The organism is Mycetohabitans sp. B46, assembly GCF_037389205.1.
Lineage (GTDB): Bacteria > Pseudomonadota > Gammaproteobacteria > Burkholderiales > Burkholderiaceae > Mycetohabitans.
In genome coordinates this window covers 133113-156160 of sequence record NZ_JADBGL010000004.1, presented here as the reverse complement: position 1 = coordinate 156160, position 23048 = coordinate 133113, and the positions used below count along the sequence as shown (strand labels likewise).

The 23048-nt window shown below is 62.9% G+C and carries 25 protein-coding genes; 8 read left to right on the top strand and 17 right to left on the bottom strand.

Translation table 11 applies throughout. From position 1 onward, the window contains the following. Positions 1-47: 47 nt before the first annotated feature. The 7 genes from IHE30_RS06190 to IHE30_RS06160 form a co-directional block, all read right to left on the bottom strand. Positions 48-764 carry an ABC transporter ATP-binding protein gene (locus IHE30_RS06190; protein ID WP_337689529.1) on the bottom strand — a complete coding sequence of 239 codons (717 nt, stop codon included), beginning with the start codon at positions 762-764 and terminating at the stop codon, positions 48-50. Next, the gene (locus IHE30_RS06185) at positions 761-1531 is read right to left on the bottom strand and encodes an ABC transporter ATP-binding protein (RefSeq protein ID WP_337689528.1); all 771 of its coding nucleotides are present in this window, start codon (positions 1529-1531) and stop codon (positions 761-763) included. Before IHE30_RS06185 ends, IHE30_RS06190 begins: the two co-directional genes overlap by 4 nt. Further along, a complete protein-coding gene (locus IHE30_RS06180) occupies positions 1528-2562 on the bottom strand; it encodes a branched-chain amino acid ABC transporter permease (protein WP_337689527.1) in 1035 nt (344 codons plus the stop codon). The genes IHE30_RS06185 and IHE30_RS06180 overlap by 4 nt, the downstream gene beginning before the upstream one ends. 14 nt (positions 2563-2576) lie before the next feature. After that, positions 2577-3494 (bottom strand): branched-chain amino acid ABC transporter permease, encoded by a 918-nt coding sequence (locus tag IHE30_RS06175; protein WP_337689526.1) that lies wholly within the window; start codon positions 3492-3494, stop codon positions 2577-2579. A gap of 12 nt (positions 3495-3506) precedes the next feature. Beyond that, the gene (locus IHE30_RS06170) at positions 3507-4712 is read right to left on the bottom strand and encodes an ABC transporter substrate-binding protein (RefSeq protein ID WP_443193610.1); all 1206 of its coding nucleotides are present in this window, start codon (positions 4710-4712) and stop codon (positions 3507-3509) included. A gap of 223 nt (positions 4713-4935) precedes the next feature. Then, positions 4936-5934 carry a LysR substrate-binding domain-containing protein gene (locus IHE30_RS06165; protein ID WP_337689525.1) on the bottom strand — a complete coding sequence of 333 codons (999 nt, stop codon included), beginning with the start codon at positions 5932-5934 and terminating at the stop codon, positions 4936-4938. Positions 5935-6187: 253 nt separating this feature from the next. Then, on the bottom strand, positions 6188-6370 hold the full coding sequence (locus IHE30_RS06160; RefSeq protein ID WP_337689524.1) for a hypothetical protein: 183 nt from the start codon (positions 6368-6370) through the stop codon (positions 6188-6190). A 378-nt stretch (positions 6371-6748) separates the two neighbouring features. On the opposite strand from IHE30_RS06160, the gene IHE30_RS06155 reads away from it, so the two are divergent. Further along, complete coding sequence (locus IHE30_RS06155) at positions 6749-6982, top strand: ParD-like family protein (protein WP_337689523.1); 234 nt, start codon at positions 6749-6751, stop codon at positions 6980-6982. After that, positions 6982-7812 carry a type I methionyl aminopeptidase gene (gene map, locus IHE30_RS06150; protein ID WP_337689617.1) on the top strand — a complete coding sequence of 277 codons (831 nt, stop codon included), beginning with the start codon at positions 6982-6984 and terminating at the stop codon, positions 7810-7812. The genes IHE30_RS06155 and map overlap by 1 nt, the downstream gene beginning before the upstream one ends. 83 nt (positions 7813-7895) lie before the next feature. Here the strand turns inward: map and IHE30_RS06145 are convergent, their stop codons facing one another. The 3 genes from IHE30_RS06145 to bioB all read right to left on the bottom strand — a co-directional run bounded on the left by IHE30_RS06145 (position 7896) and on the right by bioB (position 10746). Then, positions 7896-8342 carry a hypothetical protein gene (locus IHE30_RS06145; protein ID WP_337689522.1) on the bottom strand — a complete coding sequence of 149 codons (447 nt, stop codon included), beginning with the start codon at positions 8340-8342 and terminating at the stop codon, positions 7896-7898. Between the two features lie 143 nt (positions 8343-8485). Then, complete coding sequence (gene bioF / locus IHE30_RS06140) at positions 8486-9667, bottom strand: 8-amino-7-oxononanoate synthase (protein ID WP_337689521.1); 1182 nt, start codon at positions 9665-9667, stop codon at positions 8486-8488. A gap of 17 nt (positions 9668-9684) precedes the next feature. After that, positions 9685-10746 carry a biotin synthase BioB gene (gene bioB / locus IHE30_RS06135; RefSeq protein ID WP_337689520.1) on the bottom strand — a complete coding sequence of 354 codons (1062 nt, stop codon included), beginning with the start codon at positions 10744-10746 and terminating at the stop codon, positions 9685-9687. 217 nt (positions 10747-10963) lie between these two features. On the opposite strand from bioB, the gene IHE30_RS06130 reads away from it, so the two are divergent. Beyond that, the gene (locus IHE30_RS06130; RefSeq protein ID WP_337689519.1) at positions 10964-11614 is read left to right on the top strand and encodes a GntR family transcriptional regulator; all 651 of its coding nucleotides are present in this window, start codon (positions 10964-10966) and stop codon (positions 11612-11614) included. 171 nt (positions 11615-11785) lie between these two features. Here the strand turns inward: IHE30_RS06130 and dinB are convergent, their stop codons facing one another. Both dinB and IHE30_RS06120 read right to left on the bottom strand, forming a co-directional pair. Then, entirely contained in the window at positions 11786-12958 is a 1173-nt protein-coding gene (gene dinB / locus IHE30_RS06125; protein WP_337689518.1) for a DNA polymerase IV, read from the bottom strand. A 232-nt stretch (positions 12959-13190) separates the two neighbouring features. Next, positions 13191-14360 (bottom strand): chitinase, encoded by a 1170-nt coding sequence (locus tag IHE30_RS06120; protein ID WP_337689616.1) that lies wholly within the window; start codon positions 14358-14360, stop codon positions 13191-13193. 564 nt (positions 14361-14924) lie between these two features. Between IHE30_RS06120 and IHE30_RS06115 the strand changes: the two genes are divergently transcribed. Together IHE30_RS06115 and IHE30_RS06110 are read left to right on the top strand one after the other, a co-directional pair. Beyond that, on the top strand, positions 14925-15110 hold the full coding sequence (locus IHE30_RS06115) for a hypothetical protein (RefSeq protein ID WP_337689517.1): 186 nt from the start codon (positions 14925-14927) through the stop codon (positions 15108-15110). A gap of 3 nt (positions 15111-15113) precedes the next feature. Next, positions 15114-15263, top strand: coding sequence for a hypothetical protein (locus tag IHE30_RS06110; RefSeq protein ID WP_337689516.1), 150 nt, complete (start codon positions 15114-15116; stop codon positions 15261-15263). Positions 15264-15319: 56 nt separating this feature from the next. Here IHE30_RS06110 and IHE30_RS06105 read toward each other — a convergent pair whose 3' ends face one another. After that, positions 15320-16414 (bottom strand): NAD(P)H-dependent flavin oxidoreductase, encoded by a 1095-nt coding sequence (locus IHE30_RS06105; protein ID WP_337689515.1) that lies wholly within the window; start codon positions 16412-16414, stop codon positions 15320-15322. Next, entirely contained in the window at positions 16411-19068 is a 2658-nt protein-coding gene (locus tag IHE30_RS06100) for a penicillin-binding protein 1A (protein ID WP_443193609.1), read from the bottom strand. Before IHE30_RS06100 ends, IHE30_RS06105 begins: the two co-directional genes overlap by 4 nt. A gap of 301 nt (positions 19069-19369) precedes the next feature. Here IHE30_RS06100 and IHE30_RS06095 point away from each other — a divergent pair, with 301 nt between their 5' ends. The 3 genes from IHE30_RS06095 to IHE30_RS06085 all read left to right on the top strand — a co-directional run bounded on the left by IHE30_RS06095 (position 19370) and on the right by IHE30_RS06085 (position 20698). After that, on the top strand, positions 19370-19810 hold the full coding sequence (locus tag IHE30_RS06095) for an Hsp20/alpha crystallin family protein (RefSeq protein ID WP_337689514.1): 441 nt from the start codon (positions 19370-19372) through the stop codon (positions 19808-19810). 37 nt (positions 19811-19847) lie between these two features. Next, entirely contained in the window at positions 19848-20267 is a 420-nt protein-coding gene (locus IHE30_RS06090; protein ID WP_337689513.1) for an Hsp20/alpha crystallin family protein, read from the top strand. A 164-nt stretch (positions 20268-20431) separates the two neighbouring features. Continuing rightward, on the top strand, positions 20432-20698 hold the full coding sequence (locus IHE30_RS06085) for a hypothetical protein (protein WP_337689512.1): 267 nt from the start codon (positions 20432-20434) through the stop codon (positions 20696-20698). A 103-nt stretch (positions 20699-20801) separates the two neighbouring features. Here IHE30_RS06085 and IHE30_RS06080 read toward each other — a convergent pair whose 3' ends face one another. From IHE30_RS06080 to bla, 3 genes are read right to left on the bottom strand one after another with little or no spacing between them, the layout of a single operon-like run. Beyond that, positions 20802-21374 (bottom strand): HD domain-containing protein, encoded by a 573-nt coding sequence (locus IHE30_RS06080; RefSeq protein WP_337689511.1) that lies wholly within the window; start codon positions 21372-21374, stop codon positions 20802-20804. Between the two features lie 60 nt (positions 21375-21434). Continuing rightward, on the bottom strand, positions 21435-22043 hold the full coding sequence (locus tag IHE30_RS06075; RefSeq protein ID WP_337689510.1) for a helix-turn-helix transcriptional regulator: 609 nt from the start codon (positions 22041-22043) through the stop codon (positions 21435-21437). Between the two features lie 34 nt (positions 22044-22077). Beyond that, positions 22078-23019, bottom strand: a complete 942-nt coding sequence (gene bla, locus IHE30_RS06070; protein WP_337689509.1) for a class A beta-lactamase — start codon at positions 23017-23019, stop codon at positions 22078-22080. Positions 23020-23048 lie beyond the last annotated feature (29 nt).

Genomic DNA, 23048 nt, shown 5'->3' with positions numbered 1-23048 from the left:
CAGCAACTGTCGCGGCGGCATGATACGCTGTACCAGCTGCCGCGTTGCTAGATGCTTAGGTGCGCGCTCAACTTGTCCGCCTGCGCCCGTAGCTGTGCCGAGTCGCCGTGCCAAACCACGCGCCCCTTGGACATCAGGTAGTGATGATCCGCAATGGCTAGTTGCGATGCGAGGTTCTTGTCGATGCAAAGGATCGCCAATCCGGTCCGCTTCAGTTCAGCAAGACATCGCCAGATTTCTGCGCGAATCAAGGGCGCCAATCCTTCTGTCGCTTCGTCCAGGATCAGCAGACGCGGATTGGTCAGCAACGCGCGGCCGATGGCAAGCATCTGCTGCTCCCCGCCGGACAGGCTCGAAGCAAGATTACGCTCGCGTTCCTTGAGCCTTGGAAACAGCTGGTAGATGCGCTCCAGCGTCCATGGCCCCCCTTGCCGCGGATGGCCGGCGCGCGCCGTCGCGACAAGGTTCTCGCGCGCCGTCAAGGTCGGGAAGACGTGTCGGCCCTCGGGCACAAGGCCGATGCCGGCCCGCGCGATTTGATAGGAGGCGCTTGCATGCACCGGCTTGCCACCGAGCCGAACGACGCCGGTGCAACTGTGCAGCAAGCCGGTAATTGACTTGACTGTCGTGGACTTGCCCATCCCGTTACGACCCAGCAGTGTCACGAACTGGCCGTCGTCAACCATCAGATCAACACCGAACAACGCTTGGCTGCGGCCATAAAACGCTACCAGCGATTCGACTTCGAGCAATCGATCCGTCATGCGTGTCCCCCCTTGCCATGCGGTGCCGTGTCATCACCGAGGTAGGCTTCGCGTACGCGGGGATCCGTGCGGATCTCGTCGGCATGCCCTGTCGCGATTGGCTTGCCGTAGACTAATACAGTGATCCTGTCAGCCAGTGCAAAGACCGCGTCCATATCGTGCTCCACCAGCAACATCGCATGACGGCCTTTGAGGTCATGCAACTGTGCCGTCATGTGCTCTGACTCGGCCTGGCTCATGCCTGCCATCGGCTCATCGAGCAACAACAGTTTGGGCCGACCGGCGAGCGCCATCGCCAGTTCCAATTGACGGTGCTCGCCATGCGCCATCCGCGCCGCGCTCACGTGCGCGCGCTGCGCCAACCCGACACGCTCGAGCAACGCCAGTGCGGACTCGCGCACGTGGCTCTGGCGCGCGAGTGCACGCCAGCAGCCGAAGCGCCGTGGCCCAAGCGCATTGACCGCGAGCATGACATTCTGCAGTGCGGTATAGTCCGGGAGCACAGACGTGATCTGGTATGAGCGTGTCAAGCCGCGCTGCGCCCGTTGACTGATGCTTGTCGATGTGACGTCACGGCCGTCAAACAGGATCGTGCCTGCATCCGGGCGCAACTCGCCGGCCAGTTGCGCGATCAGTGTGCTCTTGCCTGCCCCGTTCGGCCCAATGACCGCATGGATCTCGCCCGGCTCAATCGTCATGCTGAAATGATCGGTCGCGACAAAACCGCCATAGCGCTTGACCAATCCCGTTACCTGCAACAAACTCATGCCTGCTCTCCCGCCGCACGGGGGCCGCGGCTCATGCGTGCACCGAACGACTCGAGCAGCCCGGCGAGCCCGTGGCGATTGACGAGCACCGCCACCACGATCAACGGCCCCATGACGAGCATCCAGTGCTCCGTCATGGCCTTGAGCCCCTCCTCTGCCAACACGATCGCAAACGTGCCGAGCACTGCGCCGATGAACGTGCCGGCGCCGCCGATCACCACCATCACGATCAGGTCGCCGGACACCGTCCAGGACAGATACGACGGAGCTACGAATTGGGTCAGGTTCGCGAACAGCATGCCTGCGATGCTCGACAACGCCGCGGCAACGACATAGACGGCCCGTTTGCATGGCATAGTGGGTATGCCAAGCGCCTGCATCCGGCGCTCATTGATCCGAATGCCGCCCAGCGTCAGGCCCATTGCGGTGTGCAAAAAGCGTCTACCGAACGCGAGCAGTACCATCAGCAGGCATGCGGATACGACGTATAGCGTGAGTGGGTCAGTCAACTGCACGGCGCCGAACTGGCTGCCGGCAGCCAGCGCGAAGCCATCGTCGCCCCCATACTCGCGAAGACCGACCGCAAAAAAGTAAAACATCTGCGCGAACGCCAGCGTAATCATGATGAATGCGATGCCGCGGGTGCGCAGCGCAATGGTTCCAGTCACCGCAGCCACCAGCGCGCTGACCGCGACCGCGCAAAGCAAATGCAGCCACCCGCTGGTCACGCCGTGTTGCGCGAGCATCCCGGTGGCATAAGCGCCCAGCCCAAAGAACAGTGCATGTCCAAAGCTCACGAGACCGCCGACGCCCAATATCAGATCTAGCGACATAGCGGCGATGGCGAAAATCGCGATGCGCGTGACCAGCGTCAGTAAGAACGGCTGATGGGTCGCCTGTGCGTAAAGCGGCACCGCGATCAACGCGGCCATGATCAGCCATGACATTCTGCCGGCGAGCGTCGCGCGCGCGCCTGGCTCGTGGCTGCTCAAGGTTGGGCGCGCCGTGCGCGCGGCTAAAGGGATCGACATGATCATGCGCCTGTTCAGTGTTTGACCGGAAAAAGCCCTTGCGGACGCCATGCGAGCACGGCTGCCATCAAGATATAGATCAGCATCGATGCGAGCGCGGGCCCGGCGCTGTCGGCGGCGCTGCGCTCCAGCAGCTCGCGCAGTGCCACTGGCAGCAGCGTACGGCCGAGCGTATCGACCACGCCGACGATCAGTGCCGCATAGAAGGCGCCGCGGATCGATCCGATTCCGCCGATGACGATGACTACCATCGTCAGGATCAGGACGGGCTCGCCCATGCCAGGCTGCACGGACAAGATTGGACCGGCAAGCAACCCTGCAACGCCCGCCAGCACAGCGGCGATGCCAAACAACAACGCATTGAGCAATCCCATGTTGGCACCCAGTGCGGCGACGATGTCACGATGTGTCGCGCCCGCGCGAATTAGCATGCCTACGCGGGTGCGATGAATGACGACGTAGCAGATCAAGGCAATGCCAATACCGGCGGCCACGATGAGCAGCCGATAGGCAGGGTAGTGGATGCCGAATACGTCGATGGCGCCGGCCAGCGAGGGTGGCACTTCCATATAGTAGGGAGAAGGACCCCACAACGTGCGAGCCAGTTCGTTGAAGAACAAGATCAGCCCGAATGTGGCCAGCACCTGATCGAGGTGGCTCCGTGCGTAAAGGCGGCGGAATATTCCCGCTTCCAGCGCGATGCCCACTACCATCATGGCGGGAACGACGGCCAGCGTCGCCAACATGAATGAGCTTGTCAGGTTGTACACCAGCGCGCCGACAAAAGCGCCCATCATGTAAAGTGAGCCGTGCGCCAGGTTGACGAAGTTTGCAATACCGAACACAAGCGTGAGGCCGGCTGCCATCAGGAACAATAGGATGCCGAGCTGCAGGCCATTGAGGCACTGCATGATCGCCAACGTCAGGTTCATCGTGGCATCCGCTCAGTTCATTTTGCACTGCTGCAAGACCGGCGTGCGGGACTGCGGCACGATTGGATTCTTGCTCTCAAACGCAGCACCGGCGGTGGTGCGCACGACGTCGACGCGATAGAAGCCGGCACGGGGGAATTGGTTGGATTCCAGGCTGAAGGCGCCCCGCACCGATTGAAAACGCGCGGTGCGCAGCGCAGCACGTAGCGCATCGCGATCCGCCACGTTACCCTTGACGGCTGACAGCGCTGCATCAAGCAGGTTCGCCGCATCATAGGACTGCGCCGCGTACATCGATGGCTTGCGCCCGTACTTGGACTCGAACGACGACGCGAATTGCACGTTCTGGGCGTTTTTCAGATCAGGCGCATAGGGTGCGACGGTAATCGCGCCGACCGCCAGCTCTTTGAGCGCCGGCAATGTCGTGCCATCGATCGTCGAGGCCGAAATCAACGGAATTTTGCCCAGCAAACCAGCCTGCCGATACTGCTTGACGAAGTTCACGCCCATACCTCCGGGATAGAACACATAGACGGCGTCCGGGCGCATAGCCTGCAACTGAGCCAATTCGGCCGAGTAATCAGGCTGGTTGACCTGCGTGTACACCTCATTGACGATTGTGCCGTGGTAATCGCGTTTAAAGCCCGTGATCGCGTCACGTCCCGCCTGGTAGTTCGGGGCCATCACATAGACGTGCTTATAGCCCAAGTCCTGCACCAATTGGCCCCCTGCCTCATGCAGTTCGTCGTTGTTCCATGAGGTCGAGAAAAACAGCGGCGAACACCCCGATCCGGCAAGTTGCGTGGGGCCGGCATTGGAACCGATCAGGAACACACCGGCGCGGGTCACCGGTTTGTGGATCGCCATCATCACGTTGGAAAACGTCACGCCGGTGATAATTTTTACCCCATCGCGATTGATCAGCTGCTGGGCTTCCTGGAGCGCGACATCCGGTTTGAGCTGGTCGTCCTTGCGCAGCACCTGGACCGGTACGCCGCCCAGCTTGCCGCCTTTTTGCTCGACAGCCAGCATGAATGCATCATATTGGTCCTGGCCGAGCGCGCCGCCTGGGCCTGACAATGTCCCCAGGAAGCCGATTTTCAGCGGCCCCGGCTCGGCGGCTTGCGCCGGCATTTGGTACAGCACGGCAGCGGTCAGCGCAATCAGCATGCGGGCGCCGCGGCACCAAGGTGTGGAGTGATCGACTCGATTGGTCATGCGTGGGTCTCCTGACGAGGCTGTTATATCGATTCAGCAGACTGCCCGGCGGCCCGGCGGCCCGGCGGCCCGGCCCCAGTATGTCGCCGCATCGCCGCGGCGACCTGCCCAAGTCGCGCGTCAGATCTACGAATCAGATCAGTGCAGTCAGTCTAAGCGGCGCTGACCATAAACAATAATAACCTTTTCAGGATGCGTTATTCCCTATTGTTATAGCGATCTGTCAGCCGTCGAGCGCGCCGTGAATCAGAGCCGCGCTTTCCCGAAGGCAGGCGATGAAGCGCAGGCACGCAGGACTGATTTTCTTGTTGGCCCGGACCGAAAACCCCACGGTGCCAAAGTCTGCCGCACCGGTGATCTCGACAACCGCTAACAAACCCGCATCGATGAACTGACGCGCGGCGGCGCGCGGCATCAGCGCCGCGCAGGGTCGCTCGAGCAGCAAGCCGAGATTAGTCAGCATGGACAGCGACTCGACACGATCGGCCGGCATCGGCAAGCCGGCGTCATAAAACAGCCGTTCAGCCCGCAAGCGGACTGGAGAATCGCCAAGTGGCACGATCCACGGCAAGTGCGTCAAGTCGGCAAGGCCTGGTTGCGCGGGCAGGCCTGCCGCATGCCTGGCACCGACCACCACGCACATCGATTCCTGGAATAGGACCTCGTGCTGCAGTGGGAACGCATTGGCAAGCGGCAACTCGCGTTCGGGCAGGCGGCCGACCACGATATCCAGGTCGCCGGTCGCCAGCGCCGGGAACAACTGCGCAGTCCCCCCCTCACGCACCGTGATCAGCATGTCGGGCGCCTGCTCCTTCAATTTGCGGATCGCCACTGGCAGCAGCCGGGCCGACGCCGATATTAAGGTGCCGACGATCACGTGCCCGGCCGTGCCGCTTTGCAGCGCATTGACCTCGTCGGTCAGGTAACGCAGTTCGGTGATCATCGATTTAGCGCGACGGCCCAGCAGCCGGCCCAGTTCTGTTGGCACGACGCCGCGGTTCGTGCGCTCGAACAATGCCTCGCCGAAGAACGCCTCCAACTCGTGGATGGACTTGGTCAACGCCGGCTGCGTCATGCTCAACTCATTGGCAGCGCGTAGCAGTGAACCACTGTCGATAACCTTGGCGATGAGAACCAGTTGCTGCAACTTGAGCTTGCGCGACAGCGAAACGTGCGTGAGCTTATGGGTGTGTGGCGCGGGTTGGCATACGTTTTCGTTCATCGTGAAGTCTCGTCGATCCTCCATATATCGGCCCAAGCGAGGGCGCGGCAGCACGATCCCTTGTCCGGATCCCATAGCGTAACGCAGAAATGCGCGGTCCCAATCATCCGCGTACAGCGTGAGCCTCCCCGCTGTGCCTGTCGTTGATCCGATCCATCAGCTGATATTACCTTTTGGGCTATAACGGCCTGGAATTTTCATTATTTTTTGTGTACCAGCCCCTAGATTGGGCAGGCCTTTTCCGACACATCCATCAGTCTGCATGGGTGCCGGTGGGCAGCTTGATCAGTCGATCGCGTGCCTGCGACGCATCGTCGGACCGACAGATCTGGAGACGGCTAACCGGGTCACCGCAATGATGCTCGACACCGAGGAGCGGTTTGCCGCCTATGCTCAAGCTACCGACAACCTTGCGGGCCAGGCAGTCGACGGTCAAGATCTATTTGGGCAACGGCGTCCTGAATACGCCGGCAGACTGGGTGACCAGCCGGCAGGGACTGCAGGCTGGCGCACGCGGCGTGCGGTGTCTGTGAAGCCGATCGCTGATCGTGTCGACCGCCCTTGCCGTGCGACATCCTGTCGTCCGTCAGAGGGGACAAGGCCTATCTCACGGGTGCGTTCGATACGGCCAGGACTCAGCTAAGCTCAAATCTTAGTGCGAACGCACCTATGATCGATTCGGGGCCCTCGCCGCTACCGCTACGGGTGGATTTAATTTGCTTCGCTCGTGTAATGTCATTATACTAACTATATACGAAACATATATTAGAATGGGTTACTAATGGGTTACTAATGGGTTACTAATGGGTTACTAATGGGTATCGTCAAAATCTCCGAACAGATGCACGAGTCGCTGCGCTACGCAAGCGGCGCGCTGAGCCGCTCGATCAACGCGCAGGCCGAACACTGGCTGCGCATCGGAATGCTTGCGGAATTGAACCCGACGCTCGACTACACTGAACTCTGTCGGTTGTTGATGCAGGCCGAGGTAGCGGGCGCGCCTTGGCATGCTGCCGGCTTGGACAGCGACGTTAGCAAGGTAGCATGATGCGGCGCGCTATCCGAGTCCCGCTCCGTTCGCGCGCCGAGATTGCGATGGCCCGTCGTGCTGGCATGCTGGCCGCGGACGTACTGCAGATGATCGGCCCTTACGTGAAGTCCGGCGTGAGCACCGACGAGCTTGACCGACTGTGCCACGACTATATCGTCAACGTGCAACGTGCGACACCGGCCAACGTTGGCTATCGTGGCTATCCAAAGACGATCTGCGCGTCGGTGAACCACGTGGTGTGCCACGGCATTCCGTCATCGCGCCCGTTGCGGGACGGCGACATTCTGAATATTGACGTTGCTGTGATCAAGGACGGCTGGTATGGCGATACAAGCCGTATGTACTTTGTCGGCGAGCCGGACGATGCGGCACGGCGATTGGTATGCACTGCGTACGAAGCGATGATGGCGGGCATTGCCGTCGTGCGTCCGGGCGCCACGCTCGGCGATGTCGGCCATGCGATCGAGCGCGTCGGGCAACGCGAAGGCTTCGGCATCGTGCGCGAGTATTGCGGCCACGGGATCGGACGCGTGTATCACGATGAGCCGCAGGTACTCCACTATGGATGCCCGGGAACCGGCCTCGAATTGAAGCCGGGCATGATTTTTACGATCGAGCCAATGCTCAACGCCGGATCGGCTGGCACGCGGCAACTGGCGGACGGCTGGACAGTCGTGACACAGGATGGCTCACGGTCCGCGCAGTGGGAGCATATGGTCGTGGTGACAGAAACGGGCGCGCAGATCCTCACGCCGTGGCCTGAGGCGCGGCATGACGCCATGCCACAGCCGTTCGGCCTGCTCGATGCCGCGCCCCGCCCCGCTTGACGCTGGCCCTGCCCTGGCTGCGTCAACGTTACGCCAGCGGCACATTCCGCGCCCCGCCGACGACCGCAATGCGAAGCGCGCCGCTACCGCCTAAGCTTGGAAGGCTGTGGCTGCTCAGTGAGCCCGCTCTTGTCGGTGTCGAAACCCAGCCCGTTCTTTCGATCACTGGGCGGATGGTTCCCCGCACCGCCATGGTGACGCGCGCCGTCGGCAGTGCCGCCGGACTGTTGCATCGGCGGCGTGACCCGCTTCGCCTGCGTCGCCACTGGGTCCGGTGCCGCTGACACCAGCTTCGCTTGTGCCGTCGTACCGGCTGGTCCCATGCCAGTTGAGCGATGGTCAACCGGGCGATCCGTCGTACCCGCGAGCGCCGCCCGCGGCACAGCGGCGACGACGCAGCAAACCAACCCCAATGCGGCTAGGCCGAGGCGTGGCCATAACGGCCGTGAAGCCCTGGATACCTGCCGCTGTGTCCATTGTGCATGCCGACGGGTGCGTGTCACGCGATCCGAATAGCGTTGATATCCCATGATGCCCTCCGTTGTCGCAATCCGACGTTGTGTTAAGCATTTCCGATGCCTGCGCCCGTCCGTGCGTCCTCCAGCCTTCTGGTGGATCTGTGCGTGGCCTTCCCGATACGGCAGAGTGGCTTGCTCGTCGGCGCCAGTATCAATCAAGATGTCATCGCCACACCGGCCAGCACAGTCTCCAGCCGGTCCAGATCGTCATCCGTGTGCGCGGCCGACAGCGAGATCCGCAGCCGGGATGTGCCAGGTGGAACCGTCGGCGGCCGGATGGCCGGCACCCAAAGACCTACGTCGTCCAACGTCGCCGCGAGCGCCAAGGTCGCCTCGTTCGAGCCGATCACCAGTGGCTGAACGGCGGTATGCGAGTCCAGCGAACGGTATGGCGTCGCCGCAAGTAGGCTGCGCGTGCGCAATATAAGCCGCGATAGCTGCGCTCGGCGCGCGCCCCCTTCATCGCCGGCAATCAATTGCACGCTGGCCGACACCGCATGCGCAATCGCTGGGGGCGCAGCCGTCGTGAAGATGTACGTTCTCGCGCGCTGCACGAACCATTCGATCACGTCCGGATGGGCCACCACGAACGCGCCGCCGACCCCAGCCGCCTTGCCCAGCGTGCCGACGTAGATGATATGCTCGCTGTGCACGCCGCTCGCGTCGAGTGAGCCCCGGCCGTCGCGGCCTAGCACGCCAAAACCGTGGGCATCGTCCAGCACCAGCCACGCGTTGTGCCGCTCAGCCAGCGCAGCCAATTGCGCGAGCGGTGCGACATCGCCGTCCATGCTGAACACCGCGTCGCTGACGATCACTTTGGTCGCCGCGTCGCTTGCGCCCAACATCGCGTCCAGGGTCACGGTATCGCAATGCGGATAGATCTGCACGCACGCGCGGGATAGCCGCGTGCCGTCGATCAGCGAAGCATGGTTCAGTGCATCGGAAAAGACCGCTGCATCGCGACCGGCCAGCGCGGTCAGTACGGCCAGGTTCGCCATGTAGCCGGTGCAAAAATATAAAGCACGGGCATCGTCGACAAAGCCGCCACAGAACGCGGCCAGGTCTTGCTCGGCCTGCGCATGCGCACGCGAATGACCGCCCAATAGGTGGGATCCCCCGCTGCCGGCGCCATAGCGTCGCGCGCCGTCGCTCAGCGCTTGGATCAACGCTGGATGCGCGGCAAGTCCCAGGTAGTCGTTACTCGCAAAACCCACGATGTGTCGCCCGTCCACGCTCATCCGCACGCTGCATGCGCTGTCGGCAATGCGCCGATGCCGACGCAAGTGCTCTGCATCGAGCGCCGACAAGCCGCGCCCGAGCGATTCGATCAACTTCATGCGAGTTTTCCCGGAGATCATTGCCGTGATTTGGCGATCCATTGGATCGGAGCCGACTCCTGGCTCGTCGCGCCAAGCCGGTTGATCAGCTCGCGGTCCTGACTGGGAGCCGGATTAGGCGTAGTCAACAGTTTCTCGCCGATGAACACCGAGCCGGCGCCAGCGAATAGGCACAGTGCTTGAAGTTCGTCGCTCATGTGCTCACGCCCAGCCGAGAGCCGTATCACGGACGTGGGCATCACGATGCGGGCCACCGCGATCGTGCGCACGAACTCCAACCCATCGACGTCGCGCTCGTGCGCGAGCCGCGTGCCTTCGATTCGCATTAGGGAGTTGACCGGCACTGACTCCGGGTGTGCCGGCAAATTGGCCAATGTCTGCAACATGCCGACTCGATCCTCGCGCGACTCCCCCATGCCAATGATGCCGCCACAGCAAACCTTCAGGCCCGCGTTGCGCACGTGCTCGAGTGTGTCAAGCCGCTCCTGCAACGTACGCGTGGTGATCACCGACGGATAGTATTCGGGGCTCGTGTCGATGTTGTGGTTGTAGTAGTCCAGGCCGGATTCGGCCAGGCGCTGCGCTTGTGCGTCGGTCAGCATGCCGAGTGTCACGCAGGTCTCCAGTCCCAGCGCCTTCACGCCCTCAACCATCGCGCAGACTCGCTCCAGGTCGCGCTCGCGCGGACTGCGCCATGCGGCTCCCATGCAAAAGCGCTGCACGCCGGCAGCCTTTGCCTGCGCAGCGGCCTGCAGCACCGCGTCCACGCTCATTAATGCGCTCGCCTTCAGGTCGGTCTCGGCATGGACCGATTGGCTGCAGTAGCCACAGTCCTCCGGGCATCCGCCCGTCTTGATGGACAACAATTGCGAAATTTGCAGGCCACGGCCGGCATGATAGCGTCGCTGCACGGTATGCGCGCGATAGAGCAGATCATCGAATGGCAAATCGAATAAAGCCGCAATTTGCTCGTGCGTCCAGTCGTGCCGGATTGGCGCTGCGTCGTCGCCAATCAGCGTTGCGTCGCCGCCGGACAGATTGGTGGAATGGGCAGATGATTCTGTTGTCCTAATTGACATATGCAGATACTCCTGTGCGAGTGGGGGTCCAAGCGGCCCGGTGGCCACAAGTAGGCGCGACACGCGTCGCTCACGCGCCGTGACCGAGGTAGTATCGACCACCCGGCCTATTTCATAGATAATCTATCTAATTCCAGCGCTCACGCCGATTGCGTTCTGGATGTTATAACGGAATTGGCGTTAATTTACCTCCTCCCAAAAATAGATAATCTATGAAATGGACACTGTGCGCCTAAGTGATATCCACACGCCAAGCTTGGTTGAGCATATTGTCGACCGGTTGCGCGAGCGTATTGTCAGCGGGGAGTTGGCCGGCGGTACAGCCCTTCGGCAGGACCACGTCGCCAAGGAATTTGGGGCGAGCCATGTGCCCGTGCGCGAAGCGTTCCAGCGTCTGCAGGCAATCGGACTGGTGACAATCTTGCACAGGCGCGGCGTGCGCGTCACCGTATTGGACCGTGCCGCCATCAAGGAAGCGGCTGACATGCGGGCGGTGCTCGAGCCGCTCGCGCTGCGCCACGCCATGCCACACCTGCGCGCCGAACATTTCGAGGCGCTCGAAAGCGCCCACGCCGCGTGCGACGCCGCTAATTCGCTTGCGTCGTGGGATGCGGCCAACCGTGCGTTCCACCACGCGCTGGTGCGTCATTGCGCGATGCCCCGCCTGCTGGCGACGCTGGACGTACTGCAATTGACCAGTTCGCGTTTCGTGCTCGCCGTCGGCCGGGCGCGCGGCTGGCAATCGCGCTCGAACCACGACCATCAACTCATCATCGACGCGTTGAAAAGCCATGATCTCGAGCGCGCTGCTCAATTGCTGTCACGCCACATCGGCACCATGGAGCGCGTCGGATTCCCGGTCAGCTAGCGCGGTGATACCCGTCGTGCCACCAAGCCGCGCTGCTGCTGATCATCGACGGTTTTCGTCGCGCACAGGAGTCGCGAAATCAAGCCGGGCCCTGACGCTGACTGACCGTATAACAGGTATGCATTGACGGGGATACGCGGGCATCATCCGCCGCATCACGGGGTGCGCAGTTCACCGCACCTGGGTCCCTGCTTCGGCAAATGGCAGCTCGTGTTGCACCGGCACGCGCGTCAAGCGCTGTGCGTGCGCCGGTCGCAGCGCGCTGACCCGCACGCCGAGCAGCCTGAGCCGCTTGTCCAGCGGCACGCGCTTCAGACATTCGGTGGCGGCGCGCCGGATCACCACCGCATCCGCGGTAGGCTCCGGCAAGCTGACATCGCGCGTGACGGTGCGGAAATCCGCATAGCGCAGCTTCAGCCCGACCGTGCGTCCGACATAGCCCTTGCGCGTCAAATCTTGCGCTACACGCACGCACAAGTCCGTGAAGATCGCCGAGAGCGCGGCGCGGTCGTGGCGCACGTGCATATCACGCTCGAACGTGGTTTCGCGGCTCATCGATTTCGGCTCCGACGTGACTTGCACCGGCCGCTCATCGATGCCATGGGCGGCATCGGCCAGCCACGCGGCATAACTGTGGCCGAAATGCTCCTGCAGCAGTCCACGGTCGGCCTTGGCCAGATCGCCGACCGTGGCGATGCCCAGTGACACAAGCTTTTCGCCCGCCTTCGGGCCGATACCGTTAACCTTGCGCACTGGCAGTGGCCAGATCCGCGTCGGCAGGTCCGCGATGGATAGAAGCGTCATGCCGTCCGGCTTGTCCAACTCCGAGCCGATTTTTGCGAGCAGCTTGTTCGGCGCAACGCAGATCGAGCACGTAAGACCGGTCGCGTCGCGCACCGCCTGCTTGATGCGCATCGCCAGCGCTCGCGTGTCGTCGGGCAACGCGGTCAAGTCGATGTAGATCTCATCAATCCCGCGGTCTTGGATCTGATCAGTGAATGTCGCCACCGCGGCCTTGAACAGCCGTGAATAGTGGCGGTACGAGTCGAAGTCGGTGGGTAGCAAGATGGCGTCGGGCGCGAGCTGCGCGGCCTTCATCATGCCCATCGCGGAAAATACGCCGAGCGTGCGCGCCTCATACGTGGACGTGGTGACCACGCCGCGTCCGGCATAATCGCGCAAGCGGGCGAACCGGCGCGTGCCGTCCGGCAGCGTTTGCGGGGCTGCCTTCCGGCCACCGCCGATCACTACCGCCTTGCCGCGCAACTCGGGATAGCGCAACAACTCAACGGATGCGTAAAAGGCATCCATGTCGAGATGGGCGATCCGGCGCGTCGGAACCATGGCAATCGGAATGGCGACTGTAGGAGGCTAAGGAGGCTAAACGGCGATAGTATACCTGTATATTTGTACAGGATCGCAGCGGGAACGCGTACGTTTCGTCAAACCGGTAATCACGGGCCCACTAGCCCCACTGGCCCCGCGTTGCGCACCCGCCCATCGCTGTCTCACGCCGTGCCCCCCGAGATCAAGCGTGTACGATGGCTCGGTGGCGCGAGCCGTAACAGCGGTATGCTCAGACCTTCGCCCACACCTCCGACTGGCCCGGCACGTCGCCTTGCGTCCACCATTTTGCACGATACGTCACGCCGTGATACTTGACGGTCATCCCGGCTGTATAGATCTGCGAGCTGGACCATTGCGCGCCCGGCGTCGGCTTGCCACCGTGCGAGCCGCCACCATATGACGGATCCCGCGTCACGCCAGTGCCCCAATGGCCCCCCAGTTGCCGGAACACCTGCGTGAATGCATACGGTTGCTGCGAAACGCCGGAACAACTGGGCGATGCGCTGCCACCACTGCTCGCGCAAGCCTTGTCCCGACCAATTGACCAGTGGCTGAGCAGCCCGATACCATCCGAGCGAGCCTTGTCGAGCAACCCCTTCGCGTCTGCCAGCGAGAACGTCTCACCTTGCACGTCGTTCTTACCGATCATCGGCGTCACGCCGATCATTTGCCATAACTGGGCGTCGGTCTTCGGGCTGCCCGCCGCCTTGTACGCTGCATCCAACTGCGCGTAGACCGACGTGGCAGCCTGCTTCGCCGCCGCGCCCATGTCAGTTGTGCCATTGCCATAATCCATCGCCATGATGTTGACCGTGTCCAGCGTCACACCATTGTCCAGCGCTGCGCGGAGTACGCGCAAGCCATCGGCGGTAAGCCCCGATGGCATCACCGGGAGGGTCAACGTCACATGCAGTGGCTTGCCATTGGCGCGCGCCGTGTGCTGCAGTTGCCGTACAGCCTGGAAATTGCGCGCCAACGCCGCGCTGTCCGTTTGCGCCGCGCCTTCGATATCGAAATCGATATGGGTCAACGAATACGTATCGATCACCGTCTGATACGCCGCGGCCAACGCCGACGCGCTGCTGCATGCCTGCATCAACGGCATGCCAGCTTGGCCACCGAACGAAATCGACACCTCACCGCCCTTGGCTCGATAATTGTTGATCGACTTGGCGATAGAAGTTAGCAAATCCGACGTCTGGCCGCGTCCGATCGGCTGCACGCCACCCCATGACGGTACGCATTGGTTGCCGCCAGACAACACGAACGCCATCGTGAACTGTTGGATCCCTTGCTGCACGCCGATCTCGTCCAGCGATGGCGTGGGCCATGCCGTCATGTCGACATAAGGCGCATACACGCCTTCGCCGAACGCATGCCCGCAAAGACCGACGCTCATGGCTGACAGGGCTATCGCTTTCAACAAATGCTTTTTCATTGCTTCTCCTGATCGATGAAGAGAACGGTGATCATCACAGGCGCGCTGGCCGCATCGCTCTATTAACACTTGACAATACCGGTCTATCTGTTCGTGATAGTCGCTATGGACAACGTCCGAGTTGATTCTCGTGGCGTTTAGAGCAAAGCTGAAGATTGGGTTCGGAAGTCGACACGTTATTGCGCCACTGCGGCGAGCCGAAGCAAACCGTTGCGTCGTGCCGTCCACGAACATTGCCGGATCATGAGCGAAAGCGGACATTTGTGCGTCGCAGGCGCGAGCCGGCATCGCGCCTGGCGAAGGCACGAGGACGAACACACTGCGCCGACCAGGCGCACGCTTGGACGCTGCTTTCCCCCTGCCCCGGTTTCTGCTAGCGTTCGCCATGTATCCAGCGTTAATACTGGACGGTACAAACGCCAACCTATCTTTTCCGGGCAAGGTGGTTGTCTCAAGGCGATGGGCGGCAACGAAGCGAGAGCGGCATGACTCGCACCAATTCGTGATCTCTTATCCGGCGCATTCATGCAGCAGGCCTCTGATACCCGCGCTGTCGCGCCGTCACCCGCAACTGAAGCGGTCAACCGGGACTTTCCGCTACCCAGTAGCCAGTTGGAATACGTGCTCGACATCATGTCGTCGCTCGAGTTGGACATCGTGGGTGAAGTATTACGGTGTATCCGTGAACTCGAGCCTTCCGTACAGGCATAGAAGGTGGTGCGTACCGGCTCGCAGTCGAGCCAGAAGGTGAAGATTCGCGGCTCGAGTCAAGCCTCGGTGCGCCGCATACGAGAGAACTTGCTGTGGCTAAACAAAGTGCAGCGCATCCATTTCGAGCATATCGACCTGAACGCCCGGCACTAGCCTTACAGACGACTACCGCCCGGCGCTTACCGAGCCGCCGGTGATGAACGCACTTTTTACAAATAGCGCTGTGCGCTGGCCCACGCGTCGCGCACCACATCGGCCGCGGGGACCGCCCGCGCCATTGCGGCAGCCTGCCCGGCCCATACCTGCATTCGGTGATAGTCGCGCGCCGCTGCGCCTGCTTCTTTCATCGATACGGTAAGCGCGCGCTGTACCGGATACGGCGCCGGATGCGGGGCGTCCGGCGCCGCTGCTGCAAGCACGTACTCGGTCGCCACCGAACGGCCGAGGCGGCCGGTGAACGCGCGCGTTGGTACGGTGTCCTCTGGCTCCAATCCGTCCAGCACATCCGACCATGCGGGGTTCAGCGCCGCCTCCGGGCAACGCAGAAAGGCGGTACCGAGTTGCACCGCGCTCGCGCCAAGGATCAGCGCAGCCGCCAGCGTGCGACCATCGCTAATACCGCCGGCGGCGATCAACGGTACATGAATGTGGTCGGCCAGGCGAGGCAGCAGCGCAAATAGACCAATGGCCTGCCGCTCCGCCCGCGCCGCATCGAACGCGCCACGGTGACCGCCCGCCTCGAAGCCTTGCGCAATGATCGCATCGGCTCCCGCTGCCTGCGCCTCACGGGCTTCGTCCAGCGTCGTGACTGTCGCAAACCAAGCAATGTCGTGGTCCTTTAGGCGTTTCACGTACGCGGGCGGAAATACCCCCATGATCGAGGTGACGACATCCGGCCGCGCGTCGATCAGGGCGTCGCATTGCGCCACGAAATCCGGTGGGACCGCATCGCCTGCCGACTCGGGCACGACAGGCCCCCACTGCGCCAGGAATGCACGCACGCGCTGCTCGTTGTCCCGGTCGCGTTCAGGCGGCGGATCAGGTATCCATAGATTCAATTGGAAGCGCCCGGTGCTACCGCGGCGAAACGCGTCGGCCCATTGCACGATACCTTCCGGGGGCGTCAGCAGGGCCCCCATGGCGCCCATGCCGCCTGCATTGGCCACGGCAATCGACAATGCTGGCGGGCACGCGCCGGCCATCGGCGCCAGCAAGATCGGCGCCGACAGCCCGAATTGGCTGCAAAACGCAGCCGCACGGTTTCGAGCATCGCCGGTGTTCGGTAAAGAATGCGAATGGTTCATGGTGTCTCCTGGTGGCGGATCATGCCAATGCTTGGCCGGATCGGTACGTCAGGGCTCGGCGTCGGCTCCCACGGCACCTCATTGCCGAGCGCGGGCATGGCGCGCGAGGCAGCCGGTTCCGGCGACGACGGACCAGGCGATGAGGCCGGCCTGCCGACTTCATTGCCCGGCTCGAACTGCACCGCGGCACCCGGCGCCCCAGATACCGCCGCCGGCGACGCAGCAGGCATGATGGGCATCCCGGGCATCGCACCCGGCGTTGATGTCGGCGGCACGCTAGCCGGCGAGGCTAACGAGGCCGATGCCGCCGACGCGGCAGGTGCGACCGACGCGCCCGTCGGTAGCTCCATGCTCGCGCCGCCCACGGCGACGCCGCTCGCTGGCGGTGGCGCGGCAAGCTCACTCGTGGACGACTCGAGCCGTCGCGGCGCCCGGCGCGGCGGCGCTGGGCGCTCGGCTTGGCGCGTCGCCGGAAACACTTGCGCGAGCCAGGCACGAACCTGCGCGCGCACGCGCTGCAGGATACCGGGCGGCGGCTCGCTCGCGAACCGCAGGCGCGGATCGACGAGCTGCGCGCGCAGCGCACGCTGGTAAAAGTCACCAACGATCGGCAGCGCGCTGTGCGCGCCCTGCCCCCAATAATCGCTGCGCAGCGTCACGCGGCTGTCATTGAAGCCAACCCATGCGCCGGCGACCAGTTGCGGATGCATCAAGATGAACCAGCCATCCGCGTTGTCCTGCGTCGTGCCCGTCTTGCCGGCTACGTCCGCGCGAATGCCGAAGCGAGTGCGGATCGGGGCACCGGTGCCCCGATCGATCACGCCCCGCATCACGTCGAGCAACGTCCATGCAACGTCAGCACGCAGCACCTGCTTGCCTGCATCCGGCGCGAATTGCGCCAATACGTTGCCGTCCCGGTCCTCGATACGTGTGACCATCATCGGCCGCACATAGCGGCCGCCATCGGCGATGGTACTGTATGCGGACACCATCTCCTTGAGCGTGACGGGGCTTGTGCCGAGCGCCAGCGAGGGCACGGGGTTCAGCATGCTGTCGCGCACGCCCATCGCTTGTGCAAGCTTGGCCACCTTCGCGGGCCCGACCGATTGCATCAATTGGGCGGTGATGCGGTTGCGCGAGTGCGCCAGAGCGTCACGCAGCGTCATGGGCTGCCCACTGGGCGGGACGTCGTCGGCGGGGCGCCAGATTTCTCCCCCCTGCAGGGCAATCGACACCGGCTGGTCGATAATCGTATCGTCGGGATGGGCGCCCTGCTCGAACGCGGCGGCATAGACGAATGGCTTAAACGTTGAACCGGGTTGCCGTCGCGCCTGCTGCACGTGGTCGAATGGATCCTTGTTGAAATCGCGGCTGCCCACCCACGCCTTAATTGCGCCATCGCGCGGATCAATGGCGACGAAGTCCGCCTGTACACGTGTTTTCTCGTCACACAGCGCCTGCATGAAACCGCGATTGGCCAGCAGCTGCTTCAGCGCCTGCTGGCTCGTCAACCCCGCGTCGAGCGCCGCCCGGTAGTCCGGTGTGTCGCGCACGAAGGTCTGCACGAAATCGTGACTGCCCACGCACGCCGAAGCGGTCGACCAAGCGGCATGGGCAATGGCCTGCAATTGATTGCCGTGCAGCACGACGGATTGCGTGGCCATCGCTTGCAGCCGCGCATCGATGGTCGTGCGCACGACCAAGCCGTCGGAATAGATATTGTAGTCGTGGCGATCCGCCCACGCGATCAACCATTTGCGCAATTGCTGCGCGAAATGGGGCGCGGGACCAGGCGGTTCGACCTGCCGCTCGAAATCCAGTCGTAACGGCCGGCGCGCAAGCAATGCATACGCCTGCGGCGTCAACTTGCCGTACTTGACCATCTGCGCGAGCACCGTGTTGCGCCGCTGCAACGCGCGCTCCGGGTTGATGACTGGGTTGTAGTAGCTGTTGCCCTTGAGCATGCCGACCAGCGTCGCACTTTGCAACATGTCCAATTTACTGGCTGGCTTGTCGAAATAGGTGCGGGCCGCCATCTCGATCCCATACGCGTTGTACAAGAACGGGACGGTGTTCAGATAGGTTTCCAGGATCTCGGCTTTTGTGTACACGGCCTCGATTTTTAAGGCGGTAACGGCCTCCTTGATTTTGCGCGTGAGCGTAGGCGCCCGTCCGATCTCATCCGGGTACAGGTTGCGGGCCAGCTGCTGCGTGATAGTCGAGCCGCCTTGCCGGTCGCCGGAAAACGTATGCGCGGCCGCCGCTGCCGTGCGTCGCCAGTCCAGACCGTGATGTTGATAGAACCGATGGTCCTCCGTCGCGATCAACGCATTGAGCACGTGCGGCGAGATGTCGGACAAAGCGACCCATTCACGATTGGACGGTTTGAACTGGGCCAGCAACTTGCCGTCCGCGGACAACACCTGCGCCGGTTGCTCGACCTTCGCCTTGCGGATATCGCCGATGCCGGGCGTGAACGGCACGAGGATTAGGACGTACAGCGCCATCGCGGCAGGCACCGCCGCGGCTCCCCAGGCCAACTCGCGCCGGCCTGGATGCCGCGCGCGCCACCAGAGCCTCGCGACGGGCGGCCCCACGCGGGCCAGCAGGGCGGCGCACCACGCGCGCAGCGGGGCAATGTCCGTGCGTCTCACAGTCGGCTACCGTTCGGTGAAAGGCTGAATCGTACCAAAATCGGCGTCGTCCTTATGTCGGCTCGGATGCCGGCCTACCACCAACTTACCGCCGGCCTATCACCCATTACCGCCGGCTCGCGCCTGCGTCGACCGCCCCTTGAAATTTCGCGCATCGGGACTATGTTATGAATCGCTTGGGCAGCCGCGTGTATGACGCGCTGCGTGTTTCGATTTGTTTGTCGACGGATCCAGCGTTGACGGGCGGACTGGAGCGCGTAGCCCGGTTCGTCCCTTCGACAAAGGATCGAAGGAGCAAACCATGAGTGATTTATTTTTCAGCACGGACATCTTCAACGACATCGACCGTCTGCAACGGCAGGTTGCGGACTTGTTCGCCAACATGCCGACCAGCCTGCGCGCATCGCGCGTCGGGACCTTTCCCGCGGTCAACATTGGCAGCACGGACGAGTCGATCGAGATCGTCGCATTTGCCCCCGGACTCGATCCGGCGCAGATCGATGTGTCGATCGACAACGGCTTGCTGATCCTCAGCGGCGAGCGCAAACGCGTGCAACCGGCGCGCACCGACGACACGCGGACCTATCTGCAGGAGCGTTTTAGCGGCACGTTCCGCCGCATCATCGAATTGCCGCACCAGGCCGATCCGGACAAGGTCCAGGCGCGCTATGTGAACGGCTGCCTGAGCGTAACCATCGGCAAGCTTGAGGCATCCAAGCCACGAGCGATTACGGTGCAATGACCTGTTGACCCGCATTGACGCAAACCAGGAGGAAACCATGAGCAACACCACTGAACTGGTCGAACGTCCCACCCAGCAGGACGCCAGCGTCGCCGCACAAGGCGCAACGGCGCCGCAACCGCGCCGCGCGACAGTAGCGCCCGCCGTGGACATCTGCGAAGATCGCAACGGCGTTACGCTGCTGGTTGACCTACCCGGCGTGCCACGCGACAAGCTGCACGTGAGCGTGCAAGATAGCACGCTGTCGATCGAGGCCGAGGCCGTCGTGCCGACGCCCGCCGAGCTGCGGGTCCAGCACGCCGAATTGCGCGATCCGCATTTCGCCCGCACGTTCGCGCTGGGCGCGGATCTGGATGCGTCACGCATCGACGCGCAGTTGCGCGACGGCGTGCTGAAGCTGACCATCCCACGCCGCGACGAGGCTAAGCCCCGCCGGATCGACGTCAGCATCGGCTGAACGCCGTTAGGGGTCGAGCGGACTGGCGTCCGCTCGACGGCTCACGCCCGACGCGATCGCGTCGGAGCGCTGGGGGGCCGCTGTTATCGGCCTGTCATCTCGCCGCTTTATCTTGCGATCCCAGGCGACAGGATCGCAGCTTTATGAAGGATTGGGAGACGAAGATGCTGAGCCCACACGAATTCGCCACGTTGATGCTGATCCGCAGCGCACCGGAGCAGATCGACATGAACCGTGCCGAGCTAGACACGCTGCTCGAGCGGCAACTTGTCGAGTTGGAAGAGCGCGCCGAAGGATATCGCCGTCCGATGCTCACGCCGACCGGCCAGTCGCTGCTAGCCGCAGCGAGCCGGCTGGAGGCCGCTCGTGGTATTGCGCCGGCACGCGATCACCTTGGCCCCACTGGCCCGGCACATGGTGTCAATTGCTAGGCTACTAGCCTGCCCTAGCTTGCGCGACAAGGCGGCCGGGCGTCACGCTCCGACTGAGTCAGGATGCGTCATGCACAGACCAACTCCGACGCACAACGCCGGCTCACTGCCGTTGCGCGATCCGTGCGAGCGTCTCGCTATCCAGCACTTGCCGTACCTCGGCGAAGAACGGATGGGTACTCGTGTACCGGCGTCCATACTCCAAATTGAACCGATAGTCGAAATCCGGTGGATTGCGTCCCTGGTTGTGCTGCAGGATCGTCTCGAGCTTGTCCAGCGCCTTCACCGCCAACGCCTCCGCCGACTGCGCGCGCTCGTATTCGTCGCACAACCCGACTATCGAAGCGCGCAGTGGCGCATCAAGGGTGTCAGTCAGTTGCAACAGATCTTGCCGTTCACGCGCCGCCTTGTCCGGATGCGCATGCTGCTTAGTCGCCGGAATATCGCCATGGATCGCCTCGCCTAGATCATGCAGCACGCACAGCTTAAGCACCTTGAATAGATCAAGTCCGCGCAGCTCATCCTCGAACGCAATGGCCATCAGGCTCAAGCGCCAACTGTGTTCGGCCGTGCTCTCAGCACGGCCGCATGAGGTATGGCCGCTGCGCAGCACGCTCTTGAGCCGCTCGGCGTCGCGCAGAAATGCTAGTCTCGAATGCAGGATCGTCGGGTCCATCGGTAGTCTTCCGGATACGGCACGCCAAGACTAACGTGATGCCCCGCGGGTGTCCACGCATTAAATATGCGTAGCGTCATGTCGACGCGGATCGGGCTCCGCGGCGAGCGTCTCCACCAGGCGCGCAGCGGTGCCGTCGGACAGCGTAAGCCGCGTCCAGCGGCACACGCTGGGCCGAATCGGCACCGTTGCCGAATCATTGGCGCCCGTGGCGAACGCCAGCGACGGCGGCGCCGCTGCATCGCGCCAGCCCAGCGTGTCCAGCTGGGCCTCCTGGTGCGAGATCTGCTGCGTTGAGTAACGCCACAACGAACGCCCGAGCAACTCACTGACGGGCACGGAAAACTGGGCGGCGCGCGCCGGGGAGCACGCCAACAGCCGGTGCGTCAAATCGCAAATCAAGTGTACTGGCAACGGGTTGCCGCGGACCAGTCGCGCAAGTGCATGATCGGCCGCCGAATCGAGCCGCGCCGACAATGCATGCACCACACGCCGTTGCTCGGCCCACTCCATTTGTTGTAAGCCCGCTTCCCAGCGGGAAATCGTCGACTGGCTGACACCGAACAACTCAGCTGCATGCGCCTGCTTAATGCGATGCAGTGCCCGCCAACGCCTGAGTTGACGACCCAATTGGACGCCTGACGGCATATCCAACAAAGGCTCGTTCATGACCGATCCGAATGGCGACTCGCCGGGCACGCATTCAACTCAGCGCGTCAACCACGATACGCGTGGCTTGCTCGATCGCTTCGTCGCGCGCCGGCACATCCTGCTGCGGCTGGGTGAAATAGACGGACAGCACAATCGGCGCCCGCCCGGGGGGCCAAAGGACCCCGATGTCGTTAGTGGTCCCGTACTCTCCGGTACCCGTCTTATCGGCAACGCGCCACTGCGCGGGCACACCGGCACGGATTCGCTTGTCGCCCGTGCGATTGCCCAACATCCATTGCTGCAACTGCTGCCGCTGCCACGGACGCAACCCATCGCCCAGCATCACCGCACGTAGCGTGTCCGCTATCGCCGCCGGCGTCGATGTGTCGCGCACGTCTCCAGGTATCGCCGTGTTCAAATCCGGCTCCCAACGATCAAGCCGGAAGATGGCATCGCCTACCGAACGGGCGAATGCCGTCACCGCACCCGGTCCGCCAAGCACCTTCATCAACTGGTTCGCTGCCGTATTATCACTGTACTGCAGCGTCGCTGCGCACATTTCATCGATGCGCATGCCATCGCCGGCATGTTGCCCGCTGATCGGCGAATAGCTGACCACGTCAGCCGGACCATACCGAACGCGCTGCGACAACCAATCGGGCGTATCTCCGCTGCGGGCCAGTACGGCTGCTGCAAGCACCGCCTTGAACGTACTGCAAAGCGGGAAACGCTCCGCTGCACGGTGCACGAGCTGCACGCCGCTACCCGTGTCGATCGCGCAAACTCCGAGGCGCCCGCGCATGCGCGTCTCCAGTGCCGCAAGCGCCTCGAGTGGTAACGCGGCCGGCTCTTGCAATGTGGCAGGCCCTCGCAACGCGGATGACCCTGACGCCGAAGCACTCGGTCCTTGCGCCGCACATGCTGCCAGCGTCGGCATCCACGGGAGCATTGCACAGGCGCGCAGCAGCGCACGACGGGAGCGACAGTAACGCATTGGCTTTCCTTTTGTTAGTTGATACAGAA

Bases quoted from the DNA above. Each gene is read 5' to 3' on its own strand.
- IHE30_RS06190 (WP_337689529.1), bottom strand. From the start codon at position 764: ATGACGGATCGATTGCTCGAAGTCGAATCGCTGGTAGCGTTTTATGGC.
- IHE30_RS06185 (WP_337689528.1), bottom strand. From the start codon at position 1,531: ATGAGTTTGTTGCAGGTAACGGGATTGGTCAAGCGCTATGGCGGTTTT.
- IHE30_RS06180 (WP_337689527.1), bottom strand. From the start codon at position 2,562: ATGTCGATCCCTTTAGCCGCGCGCACGGCGCGCCCAACCTTGAGCAGC.
- IHE30_RS06175 (WP_337689526.1), bottom strand. From the start codon at position 3,494: ATGAACCTGACGTTGGCGATCATGCAGTGCCTCAATGGCCTGCAGCTC.
- IHE30_RS06170 (WP_443193610.1), bottom strand. From the start codon at position 4,712: ATGACCAATCGAGTCGATCACTCCACACCTTGGTGCCGCGGCGCCCGC.
- IHE30_RS06165 (WP_337689525.1), bottom strand. From the start codon at position 5,934: ATGAACGAAAACGTATGCCAACCCGCGCCACACACCCATAAGCTCACG.
- IHE30_RS06155 (WP_337689523.1), top strand. From the start codon at position 6,749: ATGGGTATCGTCAAAATCTCCGAACAGATGCACGAGTCGCTGCGCTAC.
- map (WP_337689617.1), top strand. From the start codon at position 6,982: ATGCGGCGCGCTATCCGAGTCCCGCTCCGTTCGCGCGCCGAGATTGCG.
- IHE30_RS06145 (WP_337689522.1), bottom strand. From the start codon at position 8,342: ATGGGATATCAACGCTATTCGGATCGCGTGACACGCACCCGTCGGCAT.
- bioF (WP_337689521.1), bottom strand. From the start codon at position 9,667: ATGAAGTTGATCGAATCGCTCGGGCGCGGCTTGTCGGCGCTCGATGCA.
- bioB (WP_337689520.1), bottom strand. From the start codon at position 10,746: ATGTCAATTAGGACAACAGAATCATCTGCCCATTCCACCAATCTGTCC.
- IHE30_RS06130 (WP_337689519.1), top strand. From the start codon at position 10,964: ATGGACACTGTGCGCCTAAGTGATATCCACACGCCAAGCTTGGTTGAG.
- dinB (WP_337689518.1), bottom strand. From the start codon at position 12,958: ATGGTTCCGACGCGCCGGATCGCCCATCTCGACATGGATGCCTTTTAC.
- IHE30_RS06120 (WP_337689616.1), bottom strand. From the start codon at position 14,360: ATGAGCGTCGGTCTTTGCGGGCATGCGTTCGGCGAAGGCGTGTATGCG.
- IHE30_RS06115 (WP_337689517.1), top strand. From the start codon at position 14,925: ATGCAGCAGGCCTCTGATACCCGCGCTGTCGCGCCGTCACCCGCAACT.
- IHE30_RS06105 (WP_337689515.1), bottom strand. From the start codon at position 16,414: ATGAACCATTCGCATTCTTTACCGAACACCGGCGATGCTCGAAACCGT.
- IHE30_RS06095 (WP_337689514.1), top strand. From the start codon at position 19,370: ATGAGTGATTTATTTTTCAGCACGGACATCTTCAACGACATCGACCGT.
- IHE30_RS06090 (WP_337689513.1), top strand. From the start codon at position 19,848: ATGAGCAACACCACTGAACTGGTCGAACGTCCCACCCAGCAGGACGCC.
- IHE30_RS06085 (WP_337689512.1), top strand. From the start codon at position 20,432: ATGCTGAGCCCACACGAATTCGCCACGTTGATGCTGATCCGCAGCGCA.
- IHE30_RS06080 (WP_337689511.1), bottom strand. From the start codon at position 21,374: ATGGACCCGACGATCCTGCATTCGAGACTAGCATTTCTGCGCGACGCC.
- IHE30_RS06075 (WP_337689510.1), bottom strand. From the start codon at position 22,043: ATGAACGAGCCTTTGTTGGATATGCCGTCAGGCGTCCAATTGGGTCGT.
- bla (WP_337689509.1), bottom strand. From the start codon at position 23,019: ATGCGTTACTGTCGCTCCCGTCGTGCGCTGCTGCGCGCCTGTGCAATG.